3 protein-coding genes are annotated in these 2386 nt (G+C 67.5%); all 3 read right to left on the bottom strand.

What is annotated here, in order from left to right; genetic code table 11:
* Window positions 1–134: 134 nt before the first annotated feature.
* The 3 genes from ccmE to EOA32_RS36320 all read right to left on the bottom strand — a co-directional run bounded on the left by ccmE (window position 135) and on the right by EOA32_RS36320 (window position 2272).
* Complete coding sequence (ccmE, locus tag EOA32_RS36330; RefSeq protein ID WP_066997599.1) at window positions 135–578, bottom strand: cytochrome c maturation protein CcmE; 444 nt, start codon at window positions 576–578, stop codon at window positions 135–137.
* Between the two features lie 3 nt (window positions 579–581).
* Window positions 582–1718, bottom strand: a complete 1137-nt coding sequence (gene ccmI, locus EOA32_RS36325) for a c-type cytochrome biogenesis protein CcmI (protein ID WP_128374235.1) — start codon at window positions 1716–1718, stop codon at window positions 582–584.
* Window positions 1719–1834: 116 nt separating this feature from the next.
* Complete coding sequence (locus EOA32_RS36320) at window positions 1835–2272, bottom strand: hypothetical protein (protein ID WP_095781554.1); 438 nt, start codon at window positions 2270–2272, stop codon at window positions 1835–1837.
* Window positions 2273–2386 lie beyond the last annotated feature (114 nt).

Below are 2386 nucleotides of genomic sequence, written 5' to 3'. Positions count from 1 at the left end.
GCCGGTGACCGCGACCGGGCCGCCGACCGCCATCAGCCGCTGGTTGCCGGCGCGGGCGCCGACCAATGGCACCAGCATCTGCACCAGCGACAGCGCGAAGGCGAGGACGAGCGCGAAATGTCCGGTCTCAACCATTATTGGCTCTTGCTCTCCTGCCAGACGCCCTTGGCTTTCAAGCCGTCGGCGACCTCCTTGGGCATATAGCGCTCGTCGTGCTTGGCTAAAACGCTATCGGCGACGAAGACGCCGTCCGGGCCGAAAGCGCCCTCGGTGATGACGCCCTGCTCCTCGCGGAAGAGGTCGGGCAAGATGCCGGTATAGGTGACCTTGACCGATTTCTGCTCATCGGTGACCGAGAAGGCGACGGTCGCGCCCTGACCGCGAACGATGGTGCCTTTTTCGACGAGCCCGCCAAGGCGAATGCGCTGTCCGGGCTGGACGGTTGCGGCGGCGAGGTCGGCGGGCATGTAGAAATACGAAGCCTTTTGGCCGAGCGCGTAGAAGGTAAGACCGGCAGCAGCGCCGAGGAAGGCCAGCCCTGCGAGGATCACCGACAATCGCTTCTGCTTGCGCGTCATGGCCTACTCCGTCGCCGTCACGCCGAGGGAGGCGGCAAAGGCGGTGAATTTCTTGGCCTGCTCGCTGTCGGCGCCGAAGACGGCAACCGCGCGACCGAGCGCGTCGCGCGCCCGGTCGGCCTTGCCGAGCACAACATAGGAACGAATGAGCCGCATCCACCCTTCCTCGTCGTGCGGATTTTGTTTCAGCCGGTCGTCGAGGCTTGCGACCATGGTCTCGATCATTGCCTGCCGGTCCTGCGGCGCCATCTGCTGCGCCGCCTCGACCTGCCCGGCATCCGGGCCGGTCGCCGGCTTGCCTGCCGCCGCCGGCGGCTCGGCCGTTTCGGCGAGCGCCTGCTGGACGGCGCTGCGCCAGGGCGAATCGGGCGCAAGCTGACCGAGCATCTTTTGCCAGGCGGCGGCGGCTTCCGCCTTCCTGCCTTCCTGGGCCAGGCCCATCGCCAGATAGAAATTGGCCTTGGCATTGGCGGGATCGAGCTTCAAGGCCGCGTCGAAGGCGCCCTGAGCCTCGGCCGTGACGATGCCGCCGGCAGCGTTGGCGATCGCCTCGCCAAGGCCGGCCTGGCGCACGGCGCTGTCGCCGTCGAGGCGGATGGCGTTGCGATAGGCGGTCACCGCGTCGGCGTAGCGCTGCAGGCGCAGATAAACCGGCGCCAGCACGTCCCAGCCCTTGCCGTCCGAAGGGTTGGCGGCGAGATGCGCCTCGGCGCGGGCAACCAACTCGTCGACCGAGGACTCGGCAGGGTTCTTGGCCAGCCGCTCGGCCAGCGGCTGCGAGGGCAGATCCGGCGAGCCGAGTGAGCCGTAGAGCCCCCAGCTGACCAGCGGCACCGCCAGCACGGCGGCGGTGGCGACCAGCCTTGCGGCGCGCGAAGGGCGCGGCGCTCGCGCGCTTGGCTGGCTGTCCGAGCCGAGACGCAGAATGCGGCGGCCGATCTCGGCGCGCGCTTCCTCCGCCTCACCCGGCTGGATGAGACCGCGCGCCATGTCGCGGTCGAGTTCCGAAAGCTGGTCGCGATAGACTTCGAGATCGTGATCGCCGGCGGTCGATGCGGCTTTCGTGCCGCCGGCCAGCGGCAAAAGCACCGCCAGGCTGGCGCCCAGCGTAAGGATTGCAGCTATGACCCAGAACAGCATGGCTATTCCAATAAAGGCAGAGCCCTGCCCTGCCAACACGGACGCCCTGCGACGCTTTGGCGGCAGACGCGCCGGCCGTCCTTGATCAATGTCAAATTGCGCCGATCGTTGCTAATTCAGGTCAGCGGCGTCCAGCTGCCGTCGGCATTGCGGCAGGCGGTGCCGCGCGCCGTGACGCCCGAACCGCTCGTGTAAACGGTGTGGGTGTATTGGCGGCAGTCCTGCGAGCCGACCCGGTAGGGCTGGGCGGCAACGACCTCGCCATAATGGGTCGAGCTGTCGCCCTTCCACGTCACCTTCTGGCCGCTGGCGTTGTATTCCAGCGCCTTGTACTCGGCCTCGAGGCCTTTGCGCTTTTCGGCCTCGCTCAGACCCGAACCGATCGATCCGCCGATGAGCCCGCCATTCATGGCCGCGACGATGCCGACTCCCACCTTACCGGCGGCTGGCGGCGTGGCGACGGGCGTGACCGGAGAGGTCGGGCCGGTCCTGCCCAGCGTGGTGCAGCCCGACACGGCCATCAGGGCGGAAACGAGCGCAACGCGAATCTTCATGCCAGCAACCGGTTCTCTTGAGCGGGATGGGCTTCTTGGGCGAAAAGCACTTCTGGAGCGAGATGGATCGGGAACCGCGCCAGCGGGAAGGATAGCGAGCCCATAGTATTGATA

It is taken from the genome of Mesorhizobium sp. M1A.F.Ca.ET.072.01.1.1 (assembly GCF_004023325.1).
Lineage (GTDB): Bacteria > Pseudomonadota > Alphaproteobacteria > Rhizobiales > Rhizobiaceae > Mesorhizobium.
This window is presented reverse-complemented; position numbering and strand designations above follow the sequence as displayed.